The organism is Ruegeria sp. SCSIO 43209, from assembly GCF_019904295.1.
Taxonomy (GTDB): Bacteria; Pseudomonadota; Alphaproteobacteria; order Rhodobacterales; family Rhodobacteraceae; genus Ruegeria.
In genome coordinates, this window is sequence record NZ_CP065359.1 from 3,564,195 (window position 1) to 3,588,861 (window position 24,667).

A 24,667-nucleotide genomic window follows, 5' to 3' on the forward strand; every position below is an offset into this window, starting at 1 on the left:
ACTCGAATGTCCGGCGGCACCTGATCGTGCCGCCGGATTCAATCAGCGAACAGGTAATCCAGTTGCATGATCGCTTTGGCCTTATCGGCACTGATCCCCAGAAATTCCGCGATAATCACCTCATTCTCCGAACGTTCCGCCGCCTCACGCAAATGGAACAGCCCATCATTCTGGGTACTGCGGATCAATTCGGATTCGTAAGCCAGCGCATTGCGAAGGGTCGGTAGCAGACGTGCAAGAGAATCCTGTGAGCTGTTCTGGCCCGCAAGACCGACGCGATAGGCATGGCCGGTCAGATATTCATCTGAATAAGTACATTCGATTTCCAGAACTCGTGTTTGGGCCTGATCTGCACAGAAATCCTGAATGACGTCCAGATTGGCCGGATCTATGCAGAGTACCAGCCTGTCGCTTTGGAAATAATCGAACAACATACGTGCAACCGCCCGCCGATGGCGCGACCGCTTAATCAGGGTCGTCTCGATTCCACCCAAATCGGGCAATGGCGTATCCTGCTCATCATAGATGTATTCGATGCAGGGAATGGGGGTTTCGGATGTGATCTGGTCAACAAGCCGTTTGGCGACATGCCACTTCTTGCAAACAATCAAAAACGCCTGACGCTCGGGGCCTAACGTATTGCCGACCTCCCAAAAGCGCTGAGCGAAACGTCGTCCTACCCGACCGCGACCGGCAAGGAAGTGATACAGATTACGCCCTTCGTCCGAGATGTGGAACGTGACCCCTTCGCTGGCATAAAGCTGACCCAACCGTTCCTTCAACTCATGGGCCTCGGGGCTGATCTTGCGAGCGAACAGGTAGTTCTGCCCCAACAGCATGTCATAGTGATCATTGTAGAAGGTGACAGGCATGCCATAGTCGGAAAACATCAAAAATGTCAGTGTACGGTTTTCGATTTCCTGCTTCGGGACGAGGTGGCGAACAAGCGTCTGAAAGAACGTCTCGTCCGGAATCCAGGTGGTCGAGAAAAACCGGACCACATCGCGGCGTTGGCGCAGGAAGTCCAGAATCATCTCGACTGTGCGACGGCGCAGGCACCACCACTGGCTACCGATCTTGACCTGCAGGTCTGCAGGTATGCCGCGGGTCAGACCGAAACGCTTTTGCATTTCGTATGCGGCATAGAACAGGCGCGGCTGATTGCGTTCGTTGAAATAGTGACGATAGATCAGCCGGTCTTCTTTCATTCCGGTCTTAATCCAATTGCTTTCGAAGAAGTCATGGCTTTCGATGAAATCCATGTCGCGTTCATCAAGGAAGCTGTGCACATACTCGGCGGTTTTAATTGCCATGCAATCGCCGGACAGCATGTAAAAATGGGTGACCCTCGGGAACTGATCCACCGCCGCCTGTAATGCATGGAGCGTGGCCTGAACCAGTGACCATTCGCCCCATCCGCATTTGATCCGCTTCGTTGCAAATGCGACGTTGCGGTTATCTTTCAGGGCGTCGCGTATCTGCGTATAATCCGTATCGTTGGCGCGAGCGTCAAAATGGATCGCCATACAATCGCCGGCAGCCGTTAGCTGACTGGCCTGCGCAATGATCGCGTCAGGATCTTTGTGGCACAGCAAGATATAGGCAATCTTTGCCATTTGCGTCTCGTAATTCCCCGTTTCTGCCCAATTGCAACCGTGATACTGAGGATGAGCGATTGAATAAACAGAATATTTTTGGTTCTTTGGGTCAAAATGCCGGAGTATCAATGCGATAACTGGCTAAGGAGGCGCAGTAGATGGGTTTTCCAGGAACATGGATGACCGAAAGTCAAAGCATGGTCTACCGTGTTGTGCCGAAATGCGCCTGCTCGACGATCGGGCAAATCATGTATTTCTCGGATCATGGCCGCTTCTTTGATGGAGACATTCACGACGCCAAGGACGGAATGCACAAGTGGGCCTTTGGTGCCAGTCAGGATCCGATTGCCAGAAATGTTCAATCGCACCAGTCCTATACGTTTACCTGCGTGCGTAATCCCTACACACGCATTCTCAGTTCCTTTTTTGACAAGATCTGTGGCATTCAGCGCAACGGCAAACGCTATCGCGGCAATCTGGTGCCAACGCTGATCTACAATTATGGGATCGAGGTTGGCGGTGACGATGGCAAAGGCGAGTTCGATCAGATCGCCAGTTTCCGCCGGTTTCTGTTATTTGCACGTGACACGATCCGTTGGCGGCGTCCGATGGACCCCGACATTCACTGGTCGGCCATGTCTGGCCATGTCTCGACGCTGATCGCTAATGGCGGGCGATATGATCGGATTTTTTGGACCGAGAAGTTCAACGATGGGATGCAGGGGGTGTTGGACAATCTTGAAACTTCGCATCCCGTGACTCTGTCCGAAATCCCGCGCTTCAACGAATCCGAAGGCCATGGGCCAAAACGCGTGCATCCGGTCGAGGATTACTTTGACGATTTGTCGATGCATCTGGTCTACGAGATCTACAAACAGGATTTTGAACTGTTCAAGTATGATTTCGAAAATCCCGCCAACAAAATGCCGACGGGTGAGATCGATCTAGATGAGATTCACGCCAAGCTGGGTGATTAAGACGCTCGAAGTGTGAGGCTCCCGCCCATCGTCAATGTCTCTTGTGAGACATCTCCTCTGGTTGGGCCCGGCGCCGCGCAAAGCGCGGCGCCGGGCCCAAATTCCGAAAGTGGAATCGGCGCAGCCGATTCCATGTATCGGGTGCGGGAGTATTCGCTCACCCGCAGTGCTTAGACCTGACGGACGGCCCCTTTTGCGGCACTGGTCGTCAATTTGGCATAGGCTTTTAGCGCGGTGGACACTTTACGCTTACGTGGTGCAACGGGCTGCCAGCCCTTCTCGTCCTGCTCTTCGCGCCGCGCTGCCAGGTCTTCGTCGGAGACCGCCAGATGGATGCTGCGGTTGGGAATGTCGATTTCGATCGTGTCGCCGGTTTTCACCAAACCGATCTCACCACCTTCCGCTGCTTCGGGCGAGACGTGGCCGATTGATAAGCCCGAGGTGCCACCCGAGAAACGACCGTCAGTCAGCAGCGCGCAGGCTTTGCCCAGCCCCTTGGATTTCAGATACGAAGTCGGATACAGCATTTCTTGCATTCCCGGCCCACCACGCGGGCCTTCGTATCGGATCACCACCACGTCACCTTCCTTGACCTTGCCGGTCAGGATGTCATTGACAGCCTGGTCCTGGCTTTCGCAGACATAAGCTGAGCCCGTGAATTTCAGGATGTTCTCATCCACACCCGCAGTTTTCACGATACAGCCGTCGCGCGCAATGTTGCCGAATAATACCGCCAGACCGCCATCCTGGCTGAATGCATGCTCTTTCGAACGGATCACGCCGCCTTCGCGGTCAGTGTCCAGCTCCTTGTAGCGGTTCGACTGGCTGAAGGCTTGTGTAGTACGCACGCCGCCGGGCGCCGCTTTGAATAGGTCCTGAGCCTTCGGGTTGTTGGCGACTTTGATGTCCCAGTTGGCAATCGCTTCGCCCATGGTTCCGGAATGCACCGTGTGACAATCCTCGTGCAGCAAGCCCGCGCGGCTGAGTTCACCAAGGATCGAGAAAATGCCACCAGCGCGATGGACGTCTTCCATGTGCACGTTTTCGATGTTGGGCGCGACTTTGCACAAACAGGGCACTTGGCGGCTCAGGCGGTCCATGTCGGACATGGTGAAATGCACTTCACCTTCGTGCGCGATGGCCAGCAAATGAAGCACCGTATTGGTCGATCCACCCATTGCGATATCCAAGCTCATGGCATTTTCGAACGCGTCGAACGTGGCGATTTCACGCGGCAGGAAGCCTTTCTCGTCCAGATCATAGTGGCGCTTGGTGATCTCGACGATGCGGCGACCAGCTTCCAAGAACAACTCTTTACGGTCGGCATGTGTGGCCAGGGTCGAGCCATTGCCCGGCAGCGCCAGACCCAGTGCCTCGGCCAGACAATTCATCGAGTTCGCGGTGAACATGCCCGAGCATGAACCACAGGTTGGACAGGCGTTTTCTTCAATGTGTTGCACCTGCTCATCGGTAAATCGATCATCCGCTGCGGCAACCATCGCGTCGACAAGGTCGATCTTCTTGGCGTCCAGATCGGCGATGTCGATCTTGCCCGCCTCCATAGGTCCACCCGAGACAAAGATCGCAGGGATGTTCAGACGCATGGCCGCCATCAACATGCCGGGCGTGATCTTGTCGCAGTTCGAGATACAGACCATAGCGTCCGCGCAGTGGGCGTTAACCATGTATTCAACAGAATCCGCAATCACCTCACGCGAGGGCAGCGAATACAGCATCCCGTCATGGCCCATGGCGATGCCATCATCGACCGCGATGGTGTTGAACTCTTTAGCGACACCGCCAGCGGCCTCAACCTCACGCGCAACCATCTGTCCCAGGTCCTTCAGGTGGACGTGACCGGGTACAAACTGGGTGAACGAGTTGACGATGGCGATGATCGGTTTGCCGAAATCGTCGTCTCCCATACCGGTGGCGCGCCACAGGCCGCGGGCACCGGCCATGTTACGGCCATGGGTGGAGGTTCTGGATCGGTACATTGGCATGATGCTGTATCCCTATTGCCCAAACTGCGATATTGGGTGTGTACGTTATAGCGCACGTATCATATGTACGTTATAACGCACAAGACAAATCGCAGGGCGCGGGTATGGAATCGGACGAACTAACGCTAAAACTAAGGGATGTGCGGGCGGCATCCGGGCTGAGCCTGTCAAAAGTCGCGGAACTCACCGGGGTCAGCAAAGCCATGCTGGGCCAGATCGAGCGTGGCGAATCAAGCCCGACCATCGCGACCCTGTGGAAGATCGCGAAGGGTTTCCAGCTCCCGCTGAGTGCATTGATTGGTACTGCTGCAATGCGTGACACGGCAGATGCTGATGTGTTCAGTACCGTGAGATTTCCGGGAAGTATCGAAGTCAAAATTGTCTTTCCTTTTGATCCCGCATTGGGGGCCGAAACATTTCATGTCGAGTTGTCACCCAATCAAAGCCACGAATCTCCGGCCCATGCAGCAGGCGTAACCGAAGAGGTTTTTGTTCTGAGCGGAGCTTTGGACGTGCTGCGAAATGGAAACTGGGTTCCGCTGCAATCCGGTCAAGGGTTGCGATTTTCTGCGGATGTGCCGCATGGATACCGCGCTGGTGATCAGGGAGCTGCTTTTCTAAATATGCACCACTATTCGCAACCAGCGGAAGTTTCAGAATAGGAAAGCCCCATACAATGACTGCACTACTGGACAGTTTGACCGTCGTCGATGCCATCGGCTCATTCGGGGCTTTGATCGTTGTTGCGGCATATTTTGCGACCCAGATGCGAGTGATGAACTCGGAGGATCTGGCCTTTCCGCTGGTGAATCTTATCGGTTCGGTGCTGATCGTGTTCTCACTGCTGCAGAACTTCAATCTTGCGTCCATGCTGATCGAAGGCTTCTGGATCATCATCAGCGTTATTGGGATCATCCAGTATTATCGCCTGCGTCGTTTGCGATAAATCCAGTGTGGTCGGGACGCTAGCGCTATCCAGCCTTGAACCTGCATCCTGCCAAGTATAGGGAAAACCCAAGCTTGCTTAGGGGAGGCATAGATGCAGGACGATCCAAAAACCCTCGTTTCTACCGAATGGCTTGCCGCACATCTCAAGGATCCGGATCTAAGGATTCTGGATGGGTCGTGGTACCTGCCGCAGCAAGCGCGAGACGCCAAGGCAGAGTATGTCGCTGCCCACATCCCTGGTGCGCGGTTCTTTGATATTGATGAGATATCCGACCATCGTTCCGACCTGCCGCATATGGCACCTCCGGTCGAGAAGTTCATGTCGCGCCTGCGCGCGATGGGCGTTGGCGATGGCCATCAGGTCGTGGTCTATGACGGTGCGGGGCTGATGTCGGCGGCGCGGGTCTGGTGGTTGTTCCGTCTGATGGGACAGGACAATGTAGCCGTTCTGGATGGTGGACTGCCCAAATGGCAGTCCGAAGGGCGCGAGATCGAAGACCTGCCCCCCATTATTCGCGACCGTCATATGACGGTGCGGGTTCAGAACCACCTTGTCCGCGATGTGACGCAAGTTTCATCAGCCGCGAAGCTTGCGGATCACGAGATCATCGATGCCCGCTCGGCGGCCCGTTTCTTCGGGACCGAAGCCGAACCGCGCGAGGGGTTGCGCTCAGGTCATATCCCAGGCTCGCGCAACGTGCCTTTTGGAATGCTGTTGAACAAGAATGGCACGATGAAGTCGCCCGAAGACTGCCGCGCGGTTTTCGAAGATGCCGGCGTCGACTTATCGAAACCCGCGATCACATCCTGTGGCTCTGGTGTGACTGCCGCAATTCTCAGCCTTGCATTGGAACGCATGGGCAAGAAAGACCACGCGCTATATGACGGCTCCTGGGCTGAATGGGGTGCCTTCCCAACCCTGCCCGTCGCAACCGGAGAGAACTGATGTTCGAGAACCTTAAACCGCAGCCAGCAGACAAGATTCTGGCGTTGATGCAGATGTACCGCGACGACCCACGTGATCAGAAGATCGATCTGGGCGTTGGCGTCTACAAGAACGCCGAGGGGGTCACTCCGGTGATGCGCGCGGTGAAAGCAGCTGAAAAGCGTATTCTCGAAGAGCAGGAGAGCAAGGCTTATACCGGTCTGGCTGGTGATCCAGCCTTTGCGGACGCGATGATCGACTTGATCCTCGGAAATTCTGTCCCGCGTGGCAACATTGCAGCCGTAGCCACCCCCGGTGGTACCGGAGCCTGTCGTCAGGCGTTTGAGATGATCCGTATGGCCAACCCCACCGCGCGTGTTTTCGTGTCGAACCCCACATGGCCAAACCATTTGTCGATCCTGAACTATCTAGGGATCGAGACAGCCCAATACCGTTATTTCGACGGAGAATCGCGTGGCGTCGATTTCGACGGTATGATCGAGGACCTGAAAACTGCCAATGCAGGCGACGTGGTTCTTCTGCACGGCTGTTGCCACAACCCAACGGGTGCCAACTTAAATATGGTGCAATGGCAAGAGGTCGTGAACCTGATCAACGCGCGTGGCCTCGTCGCAATGATCGACATCGCCTATCAGGGCTTTGGCGACGGTCTGGAAGAAGATGCGCAGGCAACCCGTCTGGTAGCATCGTCAGTGAAGCGCTGCCTGATCGCGGCGTCTTGTTCGAAGAACTTCGGCGTCTACCGTGAACGCACCGGCCTGCTGATGGCGATCAGTGACGATCCGGCACAGACTGAACTGAACCAGTCTACGCTGGCATTTCTGAACCGCCAGAACTACTCGTTCCCGCCTGATCACGGTGCGCGGGTGGTGACGACGATCCTGAATGACGATGCTCTGCGGGCAGATTGGGCGACCGAATTGGAAGATGTCCGCCTTTCCATGCTGGGCCTGCGTCAGCAACTGGCTGATGAGCTGCAGAGCCTTAGTGGATCGGATCGATTTGGATTTATCGCCCAGCATCGCGGCATGTTCTCGCGACTGGGGGCCGCGCCAGAACTGGTTGAAAAGCTGCGTGCCGATCACGGCATTTACATGGTCGGTGACAGCCGTCTGAACATCGCTGGTTTGAACGCCAATACTGTGCCCATTTTGGCGCAGGCGATTGTCGATGTCGGCGTCTGAGCGATATCTTTGAATGAAGGAAAACCCGGGCGCGAACGCCCGGGTTTTTTTGTTTTTACTTGGTTGGCTATTAGCCTTTGGAGAATTCCGGATACGCTTCCATACCCAGTTCAGCCATGTCGAGGCCGTTGATCTCGTCCTCTTCGCTAACACGGATACCTACGGTGGCCTTCAGGATCGACCAAAGGATAAGAGCAGCACCAAAGGTGAAGACACCATAAGCAATGATTCCGGTCAGCTGAGTGATCAGGCTGGCTTCGCCATAGAAGATCACGGCAATGGTGCCCCAGATACCGGCGAACAGGTGAACCGGGATGGCGCCGACTACGTCGTCGATCTTGAACTTGTCCAGCATCGGAACCGCGAAGACCACAATGATGCCGCCCACAGCACCGATCCACAGAGCGCCGAACAGGGTTGGGGCCAGCGGCTCAGCAGTGATCGACACCAGTCCCGCCAGCGCGCCGTTCAGCACCATGGTCAGGTCGGGCTTTTTGTACAGCAGTTGTGTCATGATAAGGGCGGCAACGGCTCCAGATGCAGCAGCCATGTTAGTGTTGGCAAAGATGCGCGATACGTCCGAGACATCTCCTACAGTGCCCATCGCCAGCTGCGAACCACCGTTGAAGCCGAACCAACCCAGCCACAGGATAAAGGTACCCAGAGTGGCTAGAGCCAGGTTCGAACCAGGCATCGGGTGCACTTTACCGTCCTTGTACTTACCGATGCGCGGCCCAAGGATGAGGGCACCTGCCAGAGCCGCCCAGCCACCGACCGAGTGCACGATGGTCGAACCAGCGAAGTCCGAGAAGCCTGCTTCGGACAGCCAACCACCACCCCACTGCCACGAGCCCGAGATCGGGTACATGATGCCGGTTAGGACAACAACGAAGGCAAGAAAGGGCCACAATTTGATCCGTTCAGCCACCGCACCGGACACGATCGAGGCGGTCGCTGCGACAAAGACCAGTTGGAAGAAGAAATCCGAACCGATTGAGGCGTAGTCAAGCGCCGCAGCATCTGCACCGACACCCACTGGGTCAAGCACGGTGGTCGAGAAGAACGGGCCCAGCCAGCCAGAAATGGTCCAACCATCACCGGGGTACATCAGGTTGAAGCCGATCAGCCAGTACATGATCGCGGCGATCGAAAACAGCGCGATGTTTTTGGTCATCTGCATCGCGACGTTCTTTGAGCGCACCAGCCCGCCTTCGAGCATGGCAAAGCCTGCAGCCATGAAGAACACCAGGAAACCGCCCATCAGGAACAGCAGCGTGGTGAAGATATATTGGGTGTGTTGCGCGGGCTCTCCGGTAGCGGCCTCTTGCGCAAGACCCATCTGCGGCAGTGCGACGATCGCAGCGGCAGGGATGAGAGATTTCATCAGGTTCATTGTTAGTCCTCGAGTGATTATGAGTAAGCGCGCTTAAAGCGCCTCTTCGTTGGTTTCCCCGGTCCGCACGCGCAGGGCTTGCTCGACATCGAGGACGAAAATCTTGCCGTCACCGATCTTGCCGGTCTTGGCGGTTGTGGTGATGGTTTCGACGATCTGGTCGGCCATGGTGGCGGGCACCACGATCTCAAGCTTGATCTTGGGAACGAAATTCACGGCGTATTCGGCACCGCGATAAATCTCGGTGTGACCCGATTGCGAGCCAAACCCTTTGATCTCAGTCACCATCATGCCGCGCACGCCTGCATTGGTCAGTGCTTCGCGCACCTCCTCAAGCTTGAACGGTTTGATTGTCGCAATGATCAGTTTCACGTCTTTCCCCTCTACTACTCCGGGCGGCCCGGCATTTTGCACCTGCAGAAAAATGCGCGACAGAGGTTCAGATGGAACGTTTTCGGAGGGTAAATGAGGGTAAAAAATCAGCAATTATGCACAATTTTTGCACAAAACACGCTATTTGGTGAAAATATAGGCAAACTTGTGAGGGGAAATACGGATATTTCACACCTCTACATGGCCGTTCCGGCGGGGTATGGTGCCTCAAAAGCATAACCGGGCAGAGTTTGAGCATGACTGAGTCCAACCGTCGCAAATCGCGCCTTGTCGCGGATAAAAGGTACCCGACCAAAGGCCGAAAGCCTGCGGCGACCAAGCGGGCTGCAAAACCCGCTGGTAAGAAGTCGACGGCCCGAAAAGCCGCTCCGCGCAAAACGGCGCGGAAGAAAACGCGGCGCAGTTCTGGTGGGAAGGGCGGTGGCATTTTCCGCCGGCTGTTCCGCTGGCTCTGGCGCATAATTTGGGGGATCACTTGGAGGGTCGGCGCAGTGGCGGGGTTGCTGTTGGCGCTGGCGGTGGGTGTTGTTTACACCTCATTGCCGGATGTCGATGCCCTACTTGATGGGCGGGCACGTGGTTCGGTGACCTTGCTGGATCGCGACGGCAAGGTCTTTGCCTGGCGTGGCGATCAGTTTGGCGGCGTGATTACGGCGGATACAGTTTCGCCGCATCTCAAGAACGCCGTGATTGCAACCGAGGATAAACGGTTCTACCGCCATTTCGGCGTCAGCCCGCGCGGTGTCGCCAGCGCGGTACGCATCAACCTGAGCGAAGGACGTGGACCGCTGTCTGGTCACGGTGGTTCAACGATCACCCAGCAAACCGCGAAACTTCTATGCCTGGGTGTGCCTTATGAGCCCAGCGAATGGGAGTCTGAGGCTGCATATGAAGCCGATTGCCGTCAGGGTTCGCTATGGCGCAAGGCGAAAGAGGCAGTTTATGCCATTGCGATGGAGGTCAAATACTCCAAGGATGAAATTCTGACGATCTATCTGAACCGCGCCTTCCTCGGTGCGGGAGCCCGCGGCTTCGAGGCCGCCAGCCAGCGGTATTTCGGTATTTCGGCAGCCGAAGTGTCTCCGGCCGAGGCAGCAATGCTGGCAGGTCTATTGGTGGCCCCGACACGCTATGCGCCAACGAACAACCTGCAACGTTCACAAGATCGGGCACGTTTGGTGGTTGGGCTGATGGAGGCTCAGGGCTATCTGAGCAGCGCGCAGGCCAGCGAGGCCCGCAGCCGTCCGGCGCAGTTGTCCGAGGCCGCTGCCGCGCGTGCTGGTGGTTACTTTGCCGATTGGGTCATGGCCAGCGGGCCTGAGTTTTTCACACGTAACACAACCGAGGACGTGGTGATCCGAACCACACTGGACCAGCGCATTCAAACGTCAGCGGAAGAGGCGCTTAAATTCATCTTCCAGGAGAAAGTGCGCGAAGGCTCCAAAGCACAGGCCGCTATTGTGGTGATGTCAGCGGATGGCGCGGTTCGAGGTATGGTCGGTGGGCGCAAGACCCGTGTTTCGGGGGCGTTCAACCGGGCTACGCAGGCTCTGCGTCAAACGGGTTCGTCGTTCAAACCGTTTGTCTATGCGACGGCCTTGGAGTTGGGATATTCACCGCTGGACACGGTGATGGATGAACCAACTTGCTGGAACATCGCAGGTTCAGGTCAGTGGTGCCCGAAGAACTACACCAATAAGTTCTATGGCCGGGTGACATTAGCAGATGCGTTGAAGAATTCGTTGAATATTCCCGCAGTGAAAGTGGCGGATATCTCGGGGCTGGACAACGTGCGCACGGTTGCCAGTGGTTTCGGCCTTTCAAGTGATCTGGCCGAGGGACTCGCGCTGGCGCTCGGCGCATCGGAAAGCACGCTGATAGAGATGACGGGCGCTTACGCCGGTATCTTGAACGGCGGTTCAGCGGTGGAACCCTATGGTCTGACCGAGTTGAAGCTGCTTGGTGAGACCGATCCAGTTATGATCACGACAACCGGTATTGGTGAACGCGTCATCAACGACAAGGCCGCCAAACAACTGACCTGGATGATGGAGCGTGTGGTCTCTGAAGGTACAGGCGGACGGGCAAAGCTGCCGGGCTGGCAGGTGGCGGGCAAGACCGGCACGACCCAGGCCGCACGCGATGCGTGGTTTATCGGATTTACTGCGGACTACGTTACGGGCGTTTGGATGGGGTATGATGACAATACGCCGTTGTCAGGTGTCACAGGTGGAGGCTTGCCGGCGGAGATATGGAAAGAGACCATGCTGCGCGTAACAGAAGGGATGACGCCCACGCCGTTGCCCATGTTGGTGCCGGACCCACCGGTTAGAACCGCGCAGCCGCAGCAACAGCGCCGTAAGAATCAAACCGGTTTGGACCGTGCGATCAACAACCTGCTGAACAACATCTTCGGAAACTGACCAACAAAAAAAGGCGGTGCGCTGGGCACCGCCTTTGATGTCTGAATGATCGTAAGATCAGACGCTTTCGTCTAGCGCTGCCAGAATTGCATCACCCATTTCGCTGGTCGAAACCGGCTCAACCCCTTCTTCGGCCAGCAGGTCAGCTGTGCGAACGCCGTCGGCCAGAACCTTCTCGATCGCGGTTTCCAGACGATCCGCTTCGTCGCCCTGGTCAAAGCTGTAGCGCAGTGCCATGGCGAAGCTGAGGATACACGCAATTGGGTTGGCCTTGCCTTGACCTGTAATGTCCGGGGCCGAGCCATGAACGGGTTCATACATGGCCTTAGGGCGGCCATTCGCCATCGGTGCGCCCAGCGAGGCAGACGGCAGCATGCCCAAAGATCCGGTCAGCATCGCTGCGCAATCGGATAGTACATCGCCAAAGAGGTTGTCGGTGACGATCACGTCAAACTGTTTGGGCGCGCGCACAAGCTGCATCGCGCCGTTGTCTGCATACATGTGTGACAGCTCGACCTCGGGATATTCCTGGCCGACGCGGGTCACGACTTCGCGCCAAAGAATACCCGATTCCATCACATTGGCTTTTTCCATCGAGCACAGTTTCTTGTTCCGGCGCATCGCCAGCTCGAATGCCGAACGTGCGGCGCGTTCGATCTCGGATTCAGTGTAGCGCTGGGTGTTGATGCCAACGCGTTCATTGCCTTCCTCGAAAATACCGCGCGGCTCACCGAAATAGACGCCCGAAGTCAGCTCGCGCACGATCATGATGTCGAGGCCAGCGACCACATCCTTCTTCAGCGACGAGAAATCCGCCAGCGCGTCGAAGCACTGAGCTGGGCGCAGGTTGGAGTACAGGTCCATTTCCTTGCGCAAACGCAACAGGCCACGTTCGGGCTTCAGGCTGAAGTCCAGATCGTCATACTTAGGGCCGCCAACCGCACCCAGAAGAACCGCATCAACCTCTTGTGCTTTGGCCATGGTTTCGTCCGACAGGGGCTTCCCGTGCGCGTCATAGGCAGCGCCGCCGACCAGATCCTCGCTCACGTCAAATTGAAGACCGCGATTGGCGCCGAACCAATCGATGATTTTGCGCACTTCGGCCATAACTTCCGGGCCAATTCCGTCTCCGGGCAGGATGAGGAGCGAGGGGTTGGACATCGACAGTCTCCTTGCGTTTTGTCGCACAGGCCCTAGCGTTTGCGGCGCATCGGGTCAATGAGACGAACCCATCAAATCACGAGGAAACCACATGCTGACACCCGGAAATCCGGCCCCATCGCTAAAAATCGAAACAGTAAGCCATGGCACCTTTGATCTTGAGCGCGACACTGGTGAAAACGGAACGCTGGTGATTCAGTATCGTGGTCTGCATTGCCCGATCTGCGTTCGCCAAATGGGTGAGGTCGAGGCTGCGCTGGATGAATTCGCCGAGCTGGGGATTGAGGTGATCATGATCACCACGGATACCGACGAACGTGCGGCCGAGACGGTTGAGAAGGCCGGAGTGTCGAAGCTGCGCGTAGGATACGGCCTGTCCATGGCCGACGCGCGGGATGTCTGGGGTCTGAACATCTCGGTGGCTCGTGAAGGTAGCGCCGAGCCAGCGATGTTCGCTGAGCCGGGACATTTCTATATCAAACCTGATCAGACCCTCTATTACGTCTGGCAGCAGACAACGCCTTTTGCGCGACCGCCGATGTCGGACATCGTCGGCGGTTTGAAATTCACCTTGGCCAATAACTATCCTGCGCGCGGCACCTATACCGGCGCGCTGTAGGCGATTTTAAAGCCGGGCCTTCAACCCGTCGGCCAGCAAATCCCAGACTCTGCGAATGCGCGGGGTCTGTCGCATCGCCTGAGGGGCAGCCAGCCAGACCGGCAGCACCGGTATCTCGACATCAATATCTAGCACTTCGACCAGAGGATCGGACTGCGCGATGCTGAGTTGGCTGAAGCCCACCCCACACCCTGCGCGGATCAATTCCCAATAGGCAGTCTGGTTGTCGCATCGCGTGGCAAAGCTGTCCCGGCTGGCAGGCCAGCCCTTGTTCCGCATAGCGGTGATAATGTCTTCATTGGTGTCAAATCCCACAAGGTCGTGCTGCATCAGCTCTGTCGGCGTTGTTGGTCGCCCCGCACGATCCAGATAGCTTTGGGCGGCGCAGAAACACAGCGGAACCTCACCGATATGCTTTGCCACGATGTCGACCTGTTCGGGGCGATACATGCGCACGGCAATATCGGCTTCGCGGAACAGCAAGTTTTCGCTGGCATCCGAGGCGACCAGATCAAGCTGAATCGCCGGTTCTGCCTCACGGATTGCGGCAAGTATCGGCGGCAACAGGTGATGCGATACAAATACCGAAGCGGTGATCCTGACCGACCCTTCCAGCTGTTGCGCCTGACCCGCTGCCGTCAGCCCCAGGGCATTGACTGCGCTGTACATCTGCTGCGCCATTGGCAGCACTTGCTGCCCCACCTCGCTGAGCGTCAGTCCACGCGCGTGACGATCAAACAGCGAGACCCCCAATTCTTCTTCCAGCGCATGCACCTGACGACCAAGCGTCGGCTGGCTGCGACCCAGTTGCTTTGCGGCTGCGGACAGTGAGCCGGTTTCGGCAACCGCCAGAAAGCTTTGAACTAAGGACCAGTCGGATAGTTGGAGTGTTTTAGCCATTCAAAAACGAATACATAATCTGCGATTTTTCGCAATTTCCAAAACATCGTGATTGAATAGATTGATCCGGAACGGAGGGATCAATGCCACAAACGGTACTTATTCTCGGGGCCACCGGTCGATTTGGACGCAACGCTGCAAGAGCTTTTTCGGATGCGGGATGGATTGTGCAAAAGTTTGATCGACGCAGGGAGGAATTGCGCACGGCGGTACATGGAGTAGACGTCATCGTGAACGCCTGGAACCCGCTTTACCCCGACTGGGCGGAGCAGGTGCCAGAGTTGCATCGTCAGGTAATCGCCGCTGCATCAGAGCGTGACTTGACGGTCATTGTCCCGGGGAACGTTTATGTTTTCGGTGCGGATACGCCCGGCCCCTGGTCGACCAGGACACCGCATCTTGCGCGAAATCCGTTGGGACGCATTCGGATCGAGATGGAAGAGGCTTATCGTGCCTCGTCGGTTCGGACCATCATGTTGCGGGCAGGTGATTTCATAGACACCACGGCCTCTGGCAATTGGTTCGATCAGATTCTCATCAAACACTTGCGGCGCGGGCGCTTTGCGTATCCCGGCAATCCGGATATCGAGCATGCTTGGGCCTATCTGCCCGATTTAACTCGCGCTGCTGTGGAGTTGGCAGAAATGCGCAGCCTGCTACCGCGTTTCTGCGATGTCCCCTATGCTGGATACACCTTGACCGGCAATGAAATGGCATTGGCGCTTTCGCAGGTTGCGGGGCGTGAACTCACCCTTAAACAGATGGCATGGTGGCCTTTGCATCTGGCCCGCCCGTTCTGGCGTATGGCGCCTCATTTGCTTGAGATGAGGTATCTATGGAATACTTCTCACCGGCTGGACACACGCCTCTTTGATGCTCTGCTCCCGGAATTCGCGCAGACCGACCTAAATGACGCGTTGAGGAACGCCGTGTCTGAACCTGTGCAATATGAATCCCGCCAGCGATTCGGCACAGTCATACGGTCATGATCGAAGCCTATTCGTCGAATAGATCGACCCAGACAAGCCGGTGACGGCTTGCGGCGACGGCCGCGTCACGGGATGTGGGTTCCGGCCAGTAAATGCCCGCATCGTGCACACGCCAATCCGCCGAAGGTAGGACATAATCCACTCTCATCTCGCCAACGCCCTTCCACAAAACTGTTGAAGTTGACCCCGCAGGGTCAACAGGCATCGGATCCTGCAGTTGCGGATTGGCCAGAAGATCACGGATTGCCGATTTGCGACCCTCGCCTTTGTAAGGATCCTGGTTCGCATCACCTGCGATGACAAAACGCCCCGTAGGTTTCTCACCCAGATCACCGTTCAGCAAAAGCGACCAGAGCCGAATTTCATCCCTGTTGCGCAGTCCGTTCCGATCTTCAGGTCCATCAAAGACAGGCGGGCTGGCGTGAAACGTCATCAGGTCTAGGCGACCACCCGGGGAGTCGACCGGAACGACCCAATGCGATGTAGAAGACAGCCGCTGAACAGCCTGCGCTTGTGGTGATGGGAAGGGCTCTCCATCCTCGGCTGGCAGCTGGGCATTCGGCAAATCGCGCCACCGCAACTGGGTGAATGACCGCACTTGATCGGTAGCGATAGGATAGCGGGACAGCACTGCCAGCCCATTCTGGCCGGTGAACCGCCCCCAGCCTTGTGCATCGCCCGGACCGCCCGTCTCGCCGTCCCCATCCAGATCCAACGCGGTTTCGATCCCGGAATTGGGTTGCTCGGCGTAACTGTATCGATAATCCAAGCCGTTGCTTTTCAGCGCCTCGACCAGCGCAGCAAGGGCAAGCCCGTCTAAATCCCAATCGATGCCTTGCAGCGCGACGATATCGGGACGGGTTGTCATCAGCACCTCGATCACCGCAGCGACCTGAGGGTCGTTCCGCCGAATATCACGCAGCAACAGGCCGGGACCTTCGCGACTGAGTTCTGTATTGAAACTTGCGATGCGCAATGTCTCTGCCTGTGCCGTAAACGGCAACAGCAACAGAACCAGCAGTCGGATCATGCGATCTGAGTTGACTCGGAGGTTGAGTATGCGCGGCGCTTCTCAACGATCAGGCCGGCAATGCGCAGTGTCGCCATGCCTCGCATGATCATGCTGGCAGGCAGGAATGCCCATGCGCAAAGGGTCCAGATCAATGTCTGCGGATTGCTGAGCGCGATCGGCGTGATGAAAGCAGCCATCAGTTTGATCAGGGCGGGAATCAGGAAAGGCAGCAAAGCCCCAATTGCGATGTTGAGCCGCCCGTCACGCTGCAGACGGGTGACCACATCACCACCCTTGGTTGGGTCAAACAGCGGTAGATTGGTCCAGACGTTGAACGCGCCGTTGCCTGTTGGCCATCCCCGAAGCTTCACTGCATAGGCAAAGCTGGCGATGGTAACCAAGGCCGCGACATAAGCGACGCTGGCGGAGATACGCACCAAATCTACGAGGGGCTGGCTGGCGTCGGCGGGCAGCATCAAAACCACAAGACGAACGGGGGAGTAGGGGAAATCCACCACATTCGCGACCATCAGGCCAACTGAATAAAACAGGCCAGTAAGTTCCGAGGGGGCATAGGCGTTTTTGCAGATCAGCGTCAGGAAGGTAACCATCGACATCAAACCGACAAAGCGCAGCCTGTTCACAGGTGGTGCGTCACGAAATTCGATAAAGCTTGGAAAGGCCGAGTTGTATTCCGAGAAAGTCAGGATAAACGCAAGGATCGCCAGAAAGACGACAATCTCAGTCCCATTCGACGTCGATGTAGGCAGGTACAACGCAGGGGTAAGCACCATAAGTGCTACCAATAATCCACGTATCGCCGCCCCCGTTGTGCGTGCAATCACAATCCGAACCCTTTTTCAAACCGGCGTAGTCGATTCTGTGCCGACTTATCGTCCAACTTGTGCTCACCGCTCGTTCGTTGGCGGCTACCTCATGGGTGCCAACTTTGCCGATAAGCGGTATTTCGCTCAAGCCAATGAGCAAATAACACGCAATTTCGGGCAAAATGATGGCGCAACTGGTGCGGGATTGCATCAATTTCGACGCAAATCCGACGTGTATCTCAAATTGATACCTACATGTTGTGGTGCACTGGGTTTTTGCCCCAAGAATGCGAACAGGGCCGCGCTTGCGACCCTGTTAGGTTGAGTATCAACAGATTCGTCCCCAGAATCATACCCAGGGGCGGGCCTGACTCGCATGATCTTCGAACTTGTCGATGTGATGGTCTTTTTCCATCGTCAGGCCAATATCGTCCAGACCGTTCAGCAGACAGTGCTTGCGGTGTGGGTCAATGTCGAACTCGATGACCATACCATCCGAAGTGGTAATCTGCTGATCTTCCAGATGCACGGTCATGCGGGCGTTTTCACCCTTGTGCGCGTCATCCATGAGAATCGCGTGATGCTCTTCTTCGACTACGATTGGCAGGATGCCGTTCTTGAAGCAGTTGTTGAAAAAGATGTCGGCGAAGCTGGTCGAGATCACCACCTTGATACCGAAATCCTTGATCGCCCATGGCGCATGTTCCCGCGACGAGCCGCAACCGAAATTGTCGCCGGCCACCAGAATCTCGGTGTTGCGATAAGCGGGTTTGTTCAGAACGAAATCTTCGTTCTCGCCACCATGATCGTGATAGCGCATCTCATCAAACAGCACGACACCCAGGCCAGAGCGTTTGATGGTTTTCAGGTGCACTTTGGGAATGATCATATCGGTGTCGATATTGATCAGTGGCATTGGGGCGGCCACCCCGTGGACTTTTTCGAACTTTTCCATTTCTACACTCCTGCGGGGTAGGGCCGCGCCCGTGCTCCGCGTTTAAGCTTCTTTCGCTTCTGTTGTTTCGTCCTTGGGTGCGTTCTTGACGAAGAACGCCATGAAGACCAATCCGAACCCGTTGAACAGCATCTCAATGCCCAGGAAGATCCCCAGTATGCTCAGCAGAGCAGCCGGTTCCTTGCCTACATAGGTCCAGATGATGCCGGCGAGGATGATCGACAAGATGCCCGAGATCATCGTGGGCCAGAAAAACTGCGTTCCTTTCATCTGGAACGACAGAATGACCCGCGCGATGCCGCCTGCCATGAACAGGATGAGCATCACAGTTGCCAGCGTCAGCGTGCCCTGCAGCGGGTGATCCAGAAAGGACCAGCCCAGAAACAGCATGACCGCACCCATGATGAGTGACAGGATCTTGTTGCCAGTGCCTTCAACCGTGAAGCCACCAACGATCTGCATTCCGCCCGCAATCAACAGCAACACACCGGTTACTACTGTTACGGCAACGGATGCCACGACCGGCGCGCCCAATACGAACACCCCGAATGCTATGGACAAAAGTCCAAGCAGTAGCCATTTGACCCAATCACTCATGTTAGTCTCTCCATCAAATATCTAGATATGAGAGACTCTTACATCAATTCACGGACGTCTGTCAGCCGTCCTGTGATTGCCGCAGCGGCAGCCATTGCGGGGCTCAGCAGATGGGTACGCCCACCTCGACCCTGACGGCCTTCGAAGTTGCGGTTCGAAGTCGCGGCACAGCGCTCGCCCGGTTGCAGCTGGTCGGGGTTCATCGCCAGACACATTGAACAGCCCGCGAGACGCCACTCGAAACCGGCATCTTTGAAGATCTCGGCCAAACCTTCTTCTTCGGCCTGTGCACGCACCAAACCCGAACCCGGTACGACCATGGCGCGCATGCCGTCCTTGATCTTCTTGCCTTTCAGGATTTCCGCCGCAGCGCGCAGGTCTTCGATCCGACCGTTGGTGCAAGAGCCGATGAAAACGGTGTCGATTTCAACATCGCTCAGCTTTTGACCGGCTTCCAAGCCCATATACTCGATCGAACGGCGGGCCGCGTCGACTTTACCGCCTTCGAAATCTTCGGGATGTGGTACGGATGCGGTGATCGGCAGCACATCTTCGGGACTGGTGCCCCAAGTGACGACTGGCGCGATATCTTCACCACGCAGCGTGATGACTTTATCGAAATGCGCATCTTCGTCGGTGTAAAGCGTCTTCCACCAGTCCATCGCGGCTTCCCACTGCGCGCCTTTGGGGGCATGCGGGCGGCCTTTGACATATTCAAAGGTGGTCTCATCCGGTGCGATCAGGCCAGCGCGGGCACCGCCTTCGATGGCCATGTTACAGACGGTCATGCGCCCTTCCATCGAAAGATCGCGGATCGCTTCGCCGCAATACTCGATGACATAACCTGTGCCGCCAGCAGTACCGGTCTCGCCGATCACAGCCAGAGTGATATCTTTGGCGGTCACACCCGGCTGCAGTTTGCCGGTGATTTCGACCTTCATATTCTTGGACTTCTTCTGGATCAGAGTCTGGGTGGCCAGAACGTGTTCAACCTCGGACGTGCCGATGCCGTGGGCCAGAGCGCCGAATGCACCATGAGTCGCCGTGTGGCTGTCGCCGCAAACAACGGTCATGCCGGGCAGGGTCCAGCCCTGTTCGGGGCCGACGATATGCACAATGCCCTGACGGACGTCGTGCACAGGGTAATAGTGAATGCCGAAATCCTTGGCGTTCTTGTCCAGTGCCTCGACCTGAATGCGTGATTCCGGGTTTTCGATACCATTCACACGGTCCGGCGTGGTCGGAACGTTGTGATCCGGCACGGCGATGGTTTTTTCTGGCGCGCGCACCTTGCGGCCCGCCATGCGCAGGCCTTCGAACGCCTGTGGGCTGGTCACTTCGTGAACCAGATGGCGGTCGATATACAGCAGGCAGGTGCCATCATCGGCCTCGTGGGCGACATGGGCATCCCAGATCTTGTCATAGAGTGTTTTGGGGGACATCGGTCCTCTCCCGTATGAAATGAGAAATAGCTGGCGAGTTGGCTTAGGCCGCCGATAGGCGGGCCAAGACCGTGCGGGCAGCCCCAAAGAACCGTTCACGCAGACGCGCGCGATCTTCCAGATTCTGTTCTTGGGCCACATTGAGTCTCATACGCACCAGATATAACGGGCATTCGTGTCAATCAAGGTTCAATCCCAACCGTCTCACTGCGGGCTTGCATCATCCAGCATCGCTGTCCAAGCTGACCTGCAGGAGAGGTGAATGAACCAGGATTTACTACCGGAGACGCTCTCGGAGCTTTACGCCAACATGACGGCGGCGTTTTCCTCGCAAATTGAAGGTCTGGTCGAGTTGATCGTCACCCCGGGATGGCGGCAGTATCAACTCATCATCATCCTATTCCTCTGGGCAATTTCATTTTTACTGAAACTGCTGACGCAGGGCCGATGGGAAACCTGGGCGAGGGCCCGGGTGGGATGGCCGAAATGGCGCTTGCGGATATTGATACAACTGATGCGCCGTCTGACATTGGTGTATTTTGTGTTGCTGTCTGGTGGGCTTTATCTGGTGATGCAACAGGTCACATGGCCGTCGCGGAGCTATATACTTGGTGTCTTCGCAACACTGGCTGTTGCATGGCTGGCCATCGCGTTGGTTTCGCGATTGGTGAGAAACCGAACGCTGCGACAAATATTTAAATGGTCTATGTGGGTCTATGCTACGCTGATTGCGTTGAACCTGACGGATGATGTAGCCGGTTTCCTAGACGGCGTCGCCATTTCTATCGGTGATCTTCATATCTCGGCGCTGGGCATCATCAAGGCTGTACTGCTGATTGGCGTCCTGCTGACTTTGGCGCGTGTCGGCACACGTGCGGCTGAGCGCGGCCTTACGAACAATCAAGACATAACCCCATCGATGCAGGTTCTTCTGGCCAAGGGTATTCAGGTGCTGCTCTACGGGGCGGTGTTCATGGCGGCGATCCGCACCCTCGGGTTTGATCTGACTGGCATAGCGTTGCTGTCCGGGGCCATTGGCGTCGGGATCGGGTTTGGCCTGCAAAAAGTGGTTTCGAACCTGATCTCGGGCATTATCATCCTGATGGACCGGTCGATCAAACCGGGCGACGTGATTTCACTGGGCGACACATTTGGTTGGATTAACGCGCTGGGCGCGCGCTATGTCTCGGTGGTTACGCGGGATGGTCGGGAATATCTGATTCCAAACGAAGATCTGATTACCAATCAGGTTGTAAACTGGTCGCATTCCGACCGTTTCGTGCGGTTGGATCTTGATTTCGGCACCAGCTACGACGACGACCCGCACAAAGTCCGCGCGACAGCGATCCGTGCCGTCAAGACGGTCGGTCGAGTGCTGAGTGGAGGCAAACATGAACCTGTCTGCCATATCACTGGTTTCGGTGACAGCAGCGTGGACTATGTGTTGCGCTTCTGGATCAGTGATCCGAACAAGGGTCTGACAAACATTCGAGGCAATGTCTTCCTGGCGCTGTGGGATGCGTTCAAGGTCGAAGACATCTCGCTTCCGTTCCCGCAGCGTGAAATCCGCGTATTGGGCGGCCTGGAGGCCGACGCCGAGGTGCAACATCTCGCCAAAGAGTGACTGGATGTGGGGCGCAGCGTCGGCCCTTTCATTGAAATGTTGCAATCCCCTTGTTACCTTATTAGTACCCCGGCGCCGGGGTTTGGCGGCGCGCAGCAAAGGAGGACTATGTCCTGTCTCTACATACACAGGCGGGTTTGCCCGCCGATGATGGGGCCGGTGTAATGGCCCACTCTCAGTCAATCAGCGACAAGCTGCTTGAACGTATCCTTTCCTCACTTTCCGATGACAAGGCCGAAGACGTCGTGCAGATCAACCTGCAAGGTAAGTCTTCTGTTGCGGATCACATGGTGATTGCCTCAGGTCGGTCGACCCGCCAGGTCTCGGCCATGGCGGAAAAGCTGACGGATCGCATCAAGCAGGAATTCGGTTTCACCTCGAAGGTCGAAGGCAAGGATGCCGGCGACTGGGTGCTGATCGATACGGGCGACGTGGTCGTTCATATCTTCCGCCCCGAAGTGCGTGAATTCTATCAGCTGGAAAAGATGTGGCTGCCTCAGGGCGGCAGCGCCTCGGCGAATTGAGGCGCTATCCCGGCCTGTATTGAGGGGTCGGAGGCGAGAGAGACATGCGTATCAGCATCGTTGCGGTCGGGCGATTGCGCGCCGGACCGGAGAAATCCCTGCTTGACGACTACCTGACCCGATTTGACAGGACCGGCCGCGCGCTGGGCCTTGGTCCTGCGAAGGTGATCGAGGTCGAAGACAAGAAAAACGCAGGCATGGGGGCCGAGGCGGCCCTGCTGCGCAAGGCGCTGCCCAAGGGTGTGGTGATCTGTACGCTAGATGAGCGCGGACGGGTGTTGTCCTCGCCTGAATTTGCAAAAAAGCTGGGTGGATGGCGCGACGCGGGCCGACAGGATCTGGCGCTGATCATCGGCGGAGCGGACGGAATAGACCCAAATCTGCGGGCGGAGGCTGATTTTTCCCTATCCTTTGGGTCAATGGTCTGGCCCCATATGTTGGTCCGTGTGATGCTGGCCGAGCAACTTTACCGGGCCGCGACCATCCTTTCAGGCGGCCCTTATCACCGGGTCTGACATGGCGCAGCTATTGATCGTCTACCATTCGCGCACCGGCGGCACCCGGCAAATGGCTGAAGCCGCAGCCGAAGCGGCGCGGGATGAAGCGAACACCATCCTGAAAGCCGCCGATCAGGCCGGGCCGAACGACTTGCTGGCCTCCGATGGCTATATCTTCTGCGCGCCCGAGAACCTGGCCGCGATTTCGGGTCTGATGAAAGAGTTTTTCGACCGCTGTTATTATCCTGTGCTGGGGAGGATCGAAGGTCGACCCTATGCGCAGATGGTCTGCGCCGGATCAGATGGCGAAAATGCCGCGCGCCAGATGGCTCGGATCGCAACGGGGTGGCGGTTGAAAGAGGTGCAACCGCCCCTGATCATCTGCACTCATGCGCAAACACCCAAAGCGATCTTGGCCGAAAAGATCATTCCTGAAGAACAACTTGAAAACTGTCGTGAGGTTGGAGCGGCCTTGGCCGCAGGTCTCAGCCTCGGGGTGTTCTGAGGGTCAGTTCAGATCGACCACGGTCGTGTCTTCGCTCCAACCACCGACATTGTCGCGCGCCTGAATTTGCACCTGCGTGGTCCCGTCCGGAATCACCACCCCGCCAAGTGAACGTGTAAAGGGCTGCTCATCGACATGAGGGTGATGCAGCACACGCATCCCCAGCTCGTTCCCCTGCATATCCAGAACACGCCAGCCATCGGCATAGTCATCCCATCCGGTGTCGGAGTGGCGGATCGTGACGTCGAACCGCCAGGTATCCCCATTTGATTGGGCTGAAACCTGTTCGACCATCGGAGGGTCGGCGAATGCGGGGCTGGCCAGTAAGGCGCTGAGAATCAGATATCGCATGGGGTCAAACTATGCGCTCGCGCATCGCATCGCGATCACGACTCTGTGTTTGGTGGCGCAGTCATGATTACGGTGCGTGAATGCGAGGCGAATTCGCGACGATAGAGCACACCGAATGTGGCGATTGAGCTTAGGATCAGGGCTACCGGTCCAAGTATCCGTGCGATTGAAGCCAACGCAAAATATGTCGCCCGCAACGCGCGATTGAAACTACGAGCCGCCGTGATGCAGATATCAGCAGATTGTGTGGCGCGTGGATAGGCCTGTGGATCATCGGGATCATTTGGAACAGCGGCCATCAGAATTGCGCAATACCCAAACAGGCGATGCGACCAGACAAATTTCAGAAAAGCGTTCGACAGAAAAAGCAGAATAATCAGTATCTTGATTTCCCAAACCATGGCAGGCGCACGGCCGATGGCAAGATCTTCAGCAACCCCAGCAAGGCGTTCGGTATTGCCAAGCAATGCCAAGCCGCCGCCTATTGCAATCATGATTGTCGAAGCGAAGAACGTGCTGCCCTGGCGCATGGCCGAGATCACTTGTGCATCGAACACACGCGGCTGGCGCGTCACCATTTCACGCATCCAGACCTTGCGGAAATCATCCATCATCAATGAAACCGACGGTTTCTGAGAGGACGGATTTTCGATCCTCCATCCAATCCCTAGCCATGTCGCGAACAACAGCAAAACGGCAGCATAGTCCAGCGAGGAAAACAGTAATGTGCGGTCGATCCAGGTCATGCCGCGACACTATTGTTGGATTCGGTAACTTGCCAGTCGATAAAATTGGTAAT

26 protein-coding genes are annotated in these 24,667 nt (G+C 56.5%); 12 read left to right on the forward strand and 14 right to left on the reverse strand.

What is annotated here, in order from left to right; genetic code table 11:
* Window positions 1–38: 38 nt before the first annotated feature.
* Window positions 39–1,616, reverse strand: a complete 1,578-nt coding sequence (locus tag I5192_RS17685) for a DUF5928 domain-containing protein (protein WP_223117424.1) — start codon at window positions 1,614–1,616, stop codon at window positions 39–41.
* A 140-nt stretch (window positions 1,617–1,756) separates the two neighbouring features.
* Between I5192_RS17685 and I5192_RS17690 the strand changes: the two genes are divergently transcribed.
* The gene (locus tag I5192_RS17690; RefSeq protein WP_170515515.1) at window positions 1,757–2,575 is read left to right on the forward strand and encodes a sulfotransferase family protein; all 819 of its coding nucleotides are present in this window, start codon (window positions 1,757–1,759) and stop codon (window positions 2,573–2,575) included.
* Window positions 2,576–2,745: 170 nt separating this feature from the next.
* Here the strand turns inward: I5192_RS17690 and ilvD are convergent, their stop codons facing one another.
* A complete protein-coding gene (gene ilvD / locus I5192_RS17695; protein ID WP_170395133.1) occupies window positions 2,746–4,578 on the reverse strand; it encodes a dihydroxy-acid dehydratase in 1,833 nt (610 codons plus the stop codon).
* A gap of 104 nt (window positions 4,579–4,682) precedes the next feature.
* On the opposite strand from ilvD, the gene I5192_RS17700 reads away from it, so the two are divergent.
* From I5192_RS17700 to I5192_RS17715, 4 genes are all read left to right on the forward strand, one after another.
* The gene (locus tag I5192_RS17700) at window positions 4,683–5,240 is read left to right on the forward strand and encodes a helix-turn-helix domain-containing protein (protein WP_223117425.1); all 558 of its coding nucleotides are present in this window, start codon (window positions 4,683–4,685) and stop codon (window positions 5,238–5,240) included.
* Window positions 5,241–5,254: 14 nt separating this feature from the next.
* A complete protein-coding gene (locus I5192_RS17705) occupies window positions 5,255–5,524 on the forward strand; it encodes a hypothetical protein (RefSeq protein ID WP_170395139.1) in 270 nt (89 codons plus the stop codon).
* A gap of 93 nt (window positions 5,525–5,617) precedes the next feature.
* Window positions 5,618–6,472 carry a 3-mercaptopyruvate sulfurtransferase gene (sseA, locus tag I5192_RS17710; RefSeq protein ID WP_170818470.1) on the forward strand — a complete coding sequence of 285 codons (855 nt, stop codon included), beginning with the start codon at window positions 5,618–5,620 and terminating at the stop codon, window positions 6,470–6,472.
* Complete coding sequence (locus I5192_RS17715; protein WP_223117426.1) at window positions 6,472–7,656, forward strand: amino acid aminotransferase; 1,185 nt, start codon at window positions 6,472–6,474, stop codon at window positions 7,654–7,656. The genes sseA and I5192_RS17715 overlap by 1 nt, the downstream gene beginning before the upstream one ends.
* A 70-nt stretch (window positions 7,657–7,726) precedes the next feature.
* Here I5192_RS17715 and I5192_RS17720 read toward each other — a convergent pair whose 3' ends face one another.
* Window positions 7,727–9,049: an ammonium transporter gene (locus I5192_RS17720; RefSeq protein ID WP_170395150.1), complete on the reverse strand. Its 1,323-nt coding sequence runs from the start codon at window positions 9,047–9,049 to the stop codon at window positions 7,727–7,729.
* A gap of 33 nt (window positions 9,050–9,082) precedes the next feature.
* The gene (locus tag I5192_RS17725; RefSeq protein WP_039541190.1) at window positions 9,083–9,421 is read right to left on the reverse strand and encodes a P-II family nitrogen regulator; all 339 of its coding nucleotides are present in this window, start codon (window positions 9,419–9,421) and stop codon (window positions 9,083–9,085) included.
* A gap of 257 nt (window positions 9,422–9,678) precedes the next feature.
* Between I5192_RS17725 and I5192_RS17730 the strand changes: the two genes are divergently transcribed.
* Window positions 9,679–11,865 carry a transglycosylase domain-containing protein gene (locus I5192_RS17730; RefSeq protein ID WP_223117427.1) on the forward strand — a complete coding sequence of 729 codons (2,187 nt, stop codon included), beginning with the start codon at window positions 9,679–9,681 and terminating at the stop codon, window positions 11,863–11,865.
* A 57-nt stretch (window positions 11,866–11,922) separates the two neighbouring features.
* Here the strand turns inward: I5192_RS17730 and leuB are convergent, their stop codons facing one another.
* Window positions 11,923–13,026, reverse strand: coding sequence for a 3-isopropylmalate dehydrogenase (leuB, locus tag I5192_RS17735; protein WP_170515495.1), 1,104 nt, complete (start codon window positions 13,024–13,026; stop codon window positions 11,923–11,925).
* A gap of 91 nt (window positions 13,027–13,117) precedes the next feature.
* Between leuB and I5192_RS17740 the strand changes: the two genes are divergently transcribed.
* Window positions 13,118–13,645, forward strand: coding sequence for a redoxin domain-containing protein (locus I5192_RS17740; protein WP_223117428.1), 528 nt, complete (start codon window positions 13,118–13,120; stop codon window positions 13,643–13,645).
* 6 nt (window positions 13,646–13,651) lie between these two features.
* Here I5192_RS17740 and I5192_RS17745 read toward each other — a convergent pair whose 3' ends face one another.
* Window positions 13,652–14,545: a LysR family transcriptional regulator gene (locus I5192_RS17745; RefSeq protein WP_170395159.1), complete on the reverse strand. Its 894-nt coding sequence runs from the start codon at window positions 14,543–14,545 to the stop codon at window positions 13,652–13,654.
* A gap of 83 nt (window positions 14,546–14,628) precedes the next feature.
* On the opposite strand from I5192_RS17745, the gene I5192_RS17750 reads away from it, so the two are divergent.
* Window positions 14,629–15,534: a sugar nucleotide-binding protein gene (locus I5192_RS17750; RefSeq protein WP_223117429.1), complete on the forward strand. Its 906-nt coding sequence runs from the start codon at window positions 14,629–14,631 to the stop codon at window positions 15,532–15,534.
* A 7-nt stretch (window positions 15,535–15,541) separates the two neighbouring features.
* Here I5192_RS17750 and I5192_RS17755 read toward each other — a convergent pair whose 3' ends face one another.
* The 6 genes from I5192_RS17755 to I5192_RS17780 all read right to left on the reverse strand — a co-directional run bounded on the left by I5192_RS17755 (window position 15,542) and on the right by I5192_RS17780 (window position 20,518).
* Window positions 15,542–16,564, reverse strand: coding sequence for an endonuclease/exonuclease/phosphatase family protein (locus I5192_RS17755; RefSeq protein ID WP_223117430.1), 1,023 nt, complete (start codon window positions 16,562–16,564; stop codon window positions 15,542–15,544).
* Window positions 16,561–17,391: a hypothetical protein gene (locus I5192_RS17760; protein ID WP_170395166.1), complete on the reverse strand. Its 831-nt coding sequence runs from the start codon at window positions 17,389–17,391 to the stop codon at window positions 16,561–16,563. The genes I5192_RS17755 and I5192_RS17760 overlap by 4 nt, the downstream gene beginning before the upstream one ends.
* A gap of 331 nt (window positions 17,392–17,722) precedes the next feature.
* Window positions 17,723–18,328: a 3-isopropylmalate dehydratase small subunit gene (gene leuD / locus I5192_RS17765; protein ID WP_170395169.1), complete on the reverse strand. Its 606-nt coding sequence runs from the start codon at window positions 18,326–18,328 to the stop codon at window positions 17,723–17,725.
* Between the two features lie 42 nt (window positions 18,329–18,370).
* Window positions 18,371–18,925, reverse strand: a complete 555-nt coding sequence (locus tag I5192_RS17770; RefSeq protein ID WP_170395171.1) for an HdeD family acid-resistance protein — start codon at window positions 18,923–18,925, stop codon at window positions 18,371–18,373.
* 38 nt (window positions 18,926–18,963) lie between these two features.
* Window positions 18,964–20,367 (reverse strand): 3-isopropylmalate dehydratase large subunit, encoded by a 1,404-nt coding sequence (gene leuC, locus I5192_RS17775; RefSeq protein ID WP_170395174.1) that lies wholly within the window; start codon window positions 20,365–20,367, stop codon window positions 18,964–18,966.
* A gap of 43 nt (window positions 20,368–20,410) precedes the next feature.
* Entirely contained in the window at window positions 20,411–20,518 is a 108-nt protein-coding gene (locus I5192_RS17780; RefSeq protein WP_082025160.1) for an isopropylmalate isomerase, read from the reverse strand.
* A 111-nt stretch (window positions 20,519–20,629) separates the two neighbouring features.
* Here I5192_RS17780 and I5192_RS17785 point away from each other — a divergent pair, with 111 nt between their 5' ends.
* The 4 genes from I5192_RS17785 to I5192_RS17800 all read left to right on the forward strand — a co-directional run bounded on the left by I5192_RS17785 (window position 20,630) and on the right by I5192_RS17800 (window position 23,517).
* Window positions 20,630–21,991 (forward strand): mechanosensitive ion channel family protein, encoded by a 1,362-nt coding sequence (locus tag I5192_RS17785; protein ID WP_170395177.1) that lies wholly within the window; start codon window positions 20,630–20,632, stop codon window positions 21,989–21,991.
* A 164-nt stretch (window positions 21,992–22,155) separates the two neighbouring features.
* On the forward strand, window positions 22,156–22,515 hold the full coding sequence (rsfS, locus tag I5192_RS17790; RefSeq protein ID WP_039541351.1) for a ribosome silencing factor: 360 nt from the start codon (window positions 22,156–22,158) through the stop codon (window positions 22,513–22,515).
* A gap of 44 nt (window positions 22,516–22,559) precedes the next feature.
* Window positions 22,560–23,030 (forward strand): 23S rRNA (pseudouridine(1915)-N(3))-methyltransferase RlmH, encoded by a 471-nt coding sequence (gene rlmH, locus I5192_RS17795; protein ID WP_170515789.1) that lies wholly within the window; start codon window positions 22,560–22,562, stop codon window positions 23,028–23,030.
* Between the two features lies 1 nt (window position 23,031).
* Window positions 23,032–23,517 carry a flavodoxin family protein gene (locus I5192_RS17800; RefSeq protein WP_223117431.1) on the forward strand — a complete coding sequence of 162 codons (486 nt, stop codon included), beginning with the start codon at window positions 23,032–23,034 and terminating at the stop codon, window positions 23,515–23,517.
* A gap of 3 nt (window positions 23,518–23,520) precedes the next feature.
* On the opposite strand, the gene I5192_RS17805 is transcribed toward I5192_RS17800, so the two are convergent.
* Both I5192_RS17805 and I5192_RS17810 read right to left on the reverse strand, forming a co-directional pair.
* Entirely contained in the window at window positions 23,521–23,868 is a 348-nt protein-coding gene (locus I5192_RS17805) for a hypothetical protein (protein WP_223117432.1), read from the reverse strand.
* 35 nt (window positions 23,869–23,903) lie between these two features.
* Window positions 23,904–24,614: a DUF599 domain-containing protein gene (locus I5192_RS17810; RefSeq protein ID WP_223117433.1), complete on the reverse strand. Its 711-nt coding sequence runs from the start codon at window positions 24,612–24,614 to the stop codon at window positions 23,904–23,906.
* Window positions 24,615–24,667 lie beyond the last annotated feature (53 nt).

Bases quoted from the DNA above. Each gene is read 5' to 3' on its own strand.
- I5192_RS17685 (WP_223117424.1), bottom strand. From the start codon at position 1,616: ATGGCAAAGATTGCCTATATCTTGCTGTGCCACAAAGATCCTGACGCG.
- I5192_RS17690 (WP_170515515.1), top strand. From the start codon at position 1,757: ATGGGTTTTCCAGGAACATGGATGACCGAAAGTCAAAGCATGGTCTAC.
- ilvD (WP_170395133.1), bottom strand. From the start codon at position 4,578: ATGCCAATGTACCGATCCAGAACCTCCACCCATGGCCGTAACATGGCC.
- I5192_RS17700 (WP_223117425.1), top strand. From the start codon at position 4,683: ATGGAATCGGACGAACTAACGCTAAAACTAAGGGATGTGCGGGCGGCA.
- I5192_RS17705 (WP_170395139.1), top strand. From the start codon at position 5,255: ATGACTGCACTACTGGACAGTTTGACCGTCGTCGATGCCATCGGCTCA.
- sseA (WP_170818470.1), top strand. From the start codon at position 5,618: ATGCAGGACGATCCAAAAACCCTCGTTTCTACCGAATGGCTTGCCGCA.
- I5192_RS17715 (WP_223117426.1), top strand. From the start codon at position 6,472: ATGTTCGAGAACCTTAAACCGCAGCCAGCAGACAAGATTCTGGCGTTG.
- I5192_RS17720 (WP_170395150.1), bottom strand. From the start codon at position 9,049: ATGAACCTGATGAAATCTCTCATCCCTGCCGCTGCGATCGTCGCACTG.
- I5192_RS17730 (WP_223117427.1), top strand. From the start codon at position 9,679: ATGACTGAGTCCAACCGTCGCAAATCGCGCCTTGTCGCGGATAAAAGG.
- leuB (WP_170515495.1), bottom strand. From the start codon at position 13,026: ATGTCCAACCCCTCGCTCCTCATCCTGCCCGGAGACGGAATTGGCCCG.
- I5192_RS17740 (WP_223117428.1), top strand. From the start codon at position 13,118: ATGCTGACACCCGGAAATCCGGCCCCATCGCTAAAAATCGAAACAGTA.
- I5192_RS17745 (WP_170395159.1), bottom strand. From the start codon at position 14,545: ATGGCTAAAACACTCCAACTATCCGACTGGTCCTTAGTTCAAAGCTTT.
- I5192_RS17750 (WP_223117429.1), top strand. From the start codon at position 14,629: ATGCCACAAACGGTACTTATTCTCGGGGCCACCGGTCGATTTGGACGC.
- I5192_RS17755 (WP_223117430.1), bottom strand. From the start codon at position 16,564: ATGATCCGACTGCTGGTTCTGTTGCTGTTGCCGTTTACGGCACAGGCA.
- leuD (WP_170395169.1), bottom strand. From the start codon at position 18,328: ATGGAAAAGTTCGAAAAAGTCCACGGGGTGGCCGCCCCAATGCCACTG.
- I5192_RS17770 (WP_170395171.1), bottom strand. From the start codon at position 18,925: ATGAGTGATTGGGTCAAATGGCTACTGCTTGGACTTTTGTCCATAGCA.
- leuC (WP_170395174.1), bottom strand. From the start codon at position 20,367: ATGTCCCCCAAAACACTCTATGACAAGATCTGGGATGCCCATGTCGCC.
- I5192_RS17780 (WP_082025160.1), bottom strand. From the start codon at position 20,518: ATGAGACTCAATGTGGCCCAAGAACAGAATCTGGAAGATCGCGCGCGT.
- I5192_RS17785 (WP_170395177.1), top strand. From the start codon at position 20,630: ATGAACCAGGATTTACTACCGGAGACGCTCTCGGAGCTTTACGCCAAC.
- rsfS (WP_039541351.1), top strand. From the start codon at position 22,156: ATGGCCCACTCTCAGTCAATCAGCGACAAGCTGCTTGAACGTATCCTT.
- rlmH (WP_170515789.1), top strand. From the start codon at position 22,560: ATGCGTATCAGCATCGTTGCGGTCGGGCGATTGCGCGCCGGACCGGAG.
- I5192_RS17800 (WP_223117431.1), top strand. From the start codon at position 23,032: ATGGCGCAGCTATTGATCGTCTACCATTCGCGCACCGGCGGCACCCGG.
- I5192_RS17805 (WP_223117432.1), bottom strand. From the start codon at position 23,868: ATGCGATATCTGATTCTCAGCGCCTTACTGGCCAGCCCCGCATTCGCC.
- I5192_RS17810 (WP_223117433.1), bottom strand. From the start codon at position 24,614: ATGACCTGGATCGACCGCACATTACTGTTTTCCTCGCTGGACTATGCT.